General features: G+C 59.6%; 3 protein-coding genes. All 3 read right to left on the minus strand.

The window, feature by feature from the left end; all coding sequences use genetic code 11:
- The coding region (gyrA, locus tag lacNas_RS12925) for a DNA gyrase subunit A (protein WP_201336264.1) at positions 1-2,434 on the minus strand (2,434 nt) is incomplete at its 3' end.
- Between the two features lie 12 nt (positions 2,435-2,446).
- Positions 2,447-4,408, minus strand: coding sequence for a DNA topoisomerase (ATP-hydrolyzing) subunit B (gene gyrB, locus lacNas_RS12930; protein WP_201336265.1), 1,962 nt, complete (start codon positions 4,406-4,408; stop codon positions 2,447-2,449).
- Positions 4,392-4,964, minus strand: a 573-nt coding sequence (locus lacNas_RS12935) for a DNA replication/repair protein RecF (protein WP_507762794.1), incomplete at its 5' end; no start/stop codon positions are given. The genes lacNas_RS12935 and gyrB, both read right to left, overlap by 17 nt.

Raw genomic sequence — 4,964 nt, forward strand, 5'->3', positions numbered from 1 at the left:
CAGCCGGCACGACCGCCATGCTTGCCACGGCGCTGCCGTCAGCCACCTTGATCAGGCGGACGCCCATGGTTGACCGACCGGTCTGGGAAACGTCGCTGGTCTTGAAGCGGATCATGATCCCGTCCGTCGTGATCAGCATGATGTCGCTCTGGCCGTCAACCACGGCCACGCCAGCCAGCGGGCCGTTCTTTTCGCCGATCTTGGCGGTCTGGATGCCCTTGCCGCCCCGACCCTTGACCGGGTACTCGCTGGCCGCCGTCCGCTTGCCGTAGCCCTTCTCAGAGATGGTCAGGACTTCGTCGTCCGGCTTCAGGATCCCGGAGCCGACCACGTAGTCGCCTTCGCGCAGGTTGATCCCCCGCACGCCGGCCGCGCTTCTGCCCATGGCCCGGACGTCGTTTTCACTGAAGGTGACCGCGTAGCCCTGGTGGGTAGCGATCAGGATGTTCTGCTGGCCGTCAGTGGTCAGGACGTTGGACAGCTCGTCGCCGTCCTTCAAGGTCAAGGCAATCAAGCCGTTGGTCCGGATGTTTTCAAATTCCTGGATCTTGGTCCGCTTGACCGTCCCCAGCTTGGTGATGAAGAAGGCGTAGTCTTCCTCATGCCCTTGCGGCACGCTGACCACGGTCTGGATGTGCTCGCCCTTCTCCAGCTGCAGGAGGTTGACGATCGGCAGGCCCTTGGCGCTTCTGCCGTATTCCGGAATCTCGTAGGCCTTCTTCATGTAGACCTTGCCCTTGTTGGTGTAGAAGAAGAGATAGTCGTGGGTGCTTGAGTAGAGCAGGTGCTCGATAAAGTCGCCCTTTTGGACGCCCATGCCCTTGATCCCCTTGCCGCCGCGGTTCTGGGTCTTGAAGTCGTCGATCAGCATCCGCTTGACGTAGCCCTGGTGGGTCAGAGTCAAAAGGACGTCCTGTTCTTCGATCAGGTCCTCGTCTTCGATCGTGACCACCTCGCTGGCCGTGATCTGGGTGCGGCGCTTGTCGCCGAAGCGCTTCTGGATGTCCAGCAGCTCATCGTAGATGATCTGGTCGATTCTTTCCGGCTTGGCCAAAATGTCCTTGTAGTCGGCAATCTTGACCAAAAGTTCCTGGTATTCGCCTTCGACCTTGTCTCTTTCCAAACCGGTCAGGCGGACCAGCCGCATGTCCAGGATGGCCTGGGCCTGGCGGTCGTCAAGGTCAAAGCGGCTGATCAGGCCCGCCTTGGCGATGTCGCTGGACTCAGAATTGCGGATCAGGCTGACGATCTCGTCGATATGGTCCAGCGCTACCCGCAGCCCTTCCAGAATGTGGGCTCTGGCTTCGGCCTTTTCCAAGTCGAACTTGGTCCGGCGGGTAATGACGTCTTCCTGGTGGGCCAGGTAGTGCTGCAGCATCTGCTTCAAGGTCAGGAACTTCGGCGCCCCGTCCACGATGGCAACCATGTTCATGGCGAAGTTGGCCTGCATCTGGGTTTCCTTGAAGAGGTTGTTTAGAACCACGCTGGCACTGGCATCCCGGCGCACGTCAATGGTGATCCGCATCCCGCTCTGGTCGGATTCGTCCCGGACCCCGGTAATGCCGTCGATCACCTTGTCGCGGGCCAGTTCAGCGATCTTCTGCACCAGTTCGGCCTTGTTGACCAGGTAAGGAATCTCGCTGACGATGATCCGTTCGCGGCCGCTCTTTTCGGTCTCGATCTCGGTCTTGGCCCGGACCACGATGTTGCCCTTGCCGCTCTCATAAGCGTGCAGGACCCCGCTGCGGCCCATCAGAATGCCGCCGGTCGGGAAGTCCGGCCCTGGAATGGCCTTCATCAGTTCCTTGGTCGTCACGTCCGGGTCCTTCATCAGCATGTGAATCCCGGAAATGACTTCTGACAGGTTGTGCGGCGGAATGTTGGTCGTCATCCCGACGGCAATACCGCTGGAACCGTTGACCAGCAGGTTCGGGATTCTGGCCGGCAGAACCGTCGGCTCGTTTTCCGTGTCGTCGTAGTTTCTTTGCCAGTCGACCGTGTTCTTGTTGATGTCGCGGAGCATTTCCACGGCAATCTTGCTCATTCTCGCTTCAGTGTAACGCATGGCGGCCGGCCGGTCCCCGTCGACGGAACCGAAGTTGCCGTGCCCGTCAACGAGCATGTAGCGGTAGGCAAAGTCCTGGGCCATGTGGGCCATGGCCAGGTAGATGGAGGAGTCGCCGTGGGGGTGGTACTTACCCATGACGTCCCCGACGATTCTGGCACTCTTCTTGTAAGGCTTGTCCGGAGTCACGCCCAGCTCGTTCATCCCGTACAGGATCCGCCGCTGAACCGGCTTCAGGCCGTCGCGCACGTCAGGCAGGGCTCGCGCCACGATGACGGACATCGCGTAGTCCAAGAAGGAGCTCCGCATCGTCTGCGTCAAATCGACATTTCTGATCCGCCGATCTTGTCCTTGATTCTCGTTATCCATTCCTACCTCCCATTAAGCATCCAGGTTTTCAACATACTGGGCATTGTCTTCGATAAACTTGCGCCGCGGGCCGACTTCGTTGCCCATCAGCATTTCGAAGACTTCATCCGCGTCCTTGGCGTATTCCGGGTCCACCCGGTCCAGGCGGCGGTTTTCAGGGTCCATGGTCGTTTCCCACAATTGTTCGGCGTCCATTTCACCCAGCCCCTTGTAGCGCTGCACGATCGGCTTCGGGCTCGGCTGCAAAGAACCCAGGTAGTCGTGGAGTTCCTCATCGGTATCCAGGTACTTGATCAGCTTGCCCTGGCGCACCTGGTACAGAGGCGGACGGGCGATGTAGACGTAGCCCTTGTCGATCATCGGCCGCATGTAGCGGTAGAAAAGCGTCAAAAGCAGCGTCCGGATGTGGGCCCCGTCGACATCGGCGTCAGTCATGATGATCAGCTTGTGGTAGCGGGCCTTGGAAACGTCAAAGTCCGCCCCAAAGCCGGTCCCCAGGGCCGTAAACAGGGTCCGGATTTCCTGGTTGGCCAGGATCCGGTCCATTGAGGCCTTTTCCACGTTCAGGATCTTCCCCCGGATCGGCAGAATGGCCTGGGTCAGCCGGCTGCGCCCCTGCTTGGCGCTGCCGCCGGCGGAGTCCCCTTCGACGATGAAGAGCTCGGAGATGTTCGGGTCATTGGAAGTGTTGTCGGCCAGCTTGCCTGGCAGGTTGGCGATTTCCAGACCGGACTTCTTCCGGGTCACTTCCCGGGCGCGCTTGGCGGCAACTCTGGCTCTTTCAGCCAGCTGCCCCTTTTCCACGATCTTGCGGGCTACCTGCGGGTTCTCCATCAGGAAAGTGGAGAAGGTTTCCGAGAAGGCGCGGTCAACGGCGGTTCTGGCGTCGGAGTTGCCCAGCTTGGTCTTGGTCTGCCCTTCAAACTGCGGGTTCGGGTGCTTGACGGAAATGACGGCCGTCATCCCTTCCCGGATGTCTTCCCCGGACAGGTTGTCGTCGGATTCCTTCAGGATCTTGGCCTTGTGGGCATAGTCGTTGACTACCCGGGTCAGGGCCGTCTTGAAGCCCGCCTCGTGCATCCCGCCTTCGTAGGTGTGGATGTTGTTGGCGAAAGTCATCAGGGTCGTCTTGTAGCCGGTCGTGTACTGCAGAGACACTTCAACGTCGATGCCCTCGTACTTGCCTTCCACGTAGATCGGGTCGTCAAACAGCACTTCCTGGCCCCGGTTGAGGAAGGAAACGTATTCTCTGATGCCGCCCTCGAAGTGGTAGACGTCGGTCTCAGCCGTGTCCTTGCGCTTGTCGGTGAAGGTCAGCTTGAGCCCCTTGTTCAGGAAGGCCAGCTCCCGGATCCGGTTTTTCAAGATTTTGTCGTCAAAAACCGTCGTTTCCGTGAAGATGTTCGGGTCCGGCCAGAAGTGCACGATCGTCCCGTGTTCAGTCAAAGGCACGGTGCCGATTTCCTTCAGCTCCTCGACCACGCGGCCGTGGTCAAAGGCGATGTTGTACTTCTTCCCGTCCCGCATGACCGTAACGTTCAGCTTGGTCGACAGGGCGTTGACTACGGATGCCCCGACCCCGTGCAGACCGCCGGAAACCTTGTATCCGCCACCGCCGAACTTGCCGCCGGCGTGCAGAACCGTATAAACAGTTTCCACGGCTGGCCGGCCGGTCTTCTTTTCGATGTCGACCGGGATCCCCCGCCCGTCGTCTTGGACGGTCACGCTGTTGTCCTCGTTGACGGTCACTTCGATCTTGGTCGCGAAGCCTGCCAGAGCTTCGTCGATCCCGTTGTCGATGATTTCCCAGACCAGGTGGTGCAGGCCCTGGGAGCTGGTTGACCCAATGTACATCCCCGGGCGCTTGCGTACGGCTTCCAGGCCGCCGAGCACCTGAATCTGGCTGGCATTGTACTTGTCGGCCTCTTTTTCGAACTGCTTGGCGTTCTTCAATTTGTTATCTTCGTCTGCCATTTAATCCTTCCTCTTTTTCTATAATTTGGCCGGAATGGATGTAAAAAATTCGCGGCTGTTTGACTATTTCCTGGGAAATACCTTCCAGATCTGTTGTCGTAATAAAGGTCTGCGTCCGCCCGTGAATGAAGTTGAGCAGGGCGGCCTGGCGGTTCTGGTCCAGCTCGCTCATCACGTCGTCCAAAAGCAGGACCGGCTCCTCGCCGGTCTGCTGCTTGATCAGCTGGATTTCCGCCAGTTTCAGGCTGAGGGCGATGGTCCGCTGCTGGCCCTGGGAGGCAAACAAGTGGGCATTCCGCCCGTCGAGCTGGAATTCCAGGTCGTCACGGTGCGGGCCCAGCTGGGTCGTGGCCCGTCTGAGCTCATCGTCGGCAATCTGGTCGAAGCGGTCCAGCAGCTTGCGGTTGATCTGTTCTGGCTGGTCGTCTTCCGCGATCTCTTTGGCTGACGGCCGGTACAGCACCTGCAGCTCCTCCCTTTGCCCGCTGATGGCCCGGTAGGCCTCAGCCGCGTAGCGGTTGAGGTCGGCCAGATAGCGGTAGCGCCGCCAGACAAG

This window comes from Lactobacillus nasalidis (genome assembly GCF_016587775.1).
Classification (GTDB): Bacteria; Bacillota; Bacilli; order Lactobacillales; family Lactobacillaceae; genus Lactobacillus; species Lactobacillus nasalidis.

What these genes read in the sequence shown, in the direction of transcription:
- gyrB (WP_201336265.1), bottom strand. Translation starts at nt 4,408, where the DNA reads ATGGCAGACGAAGATAACAAATTGAAGAACGCCAAGCAGTTCGAAAAA.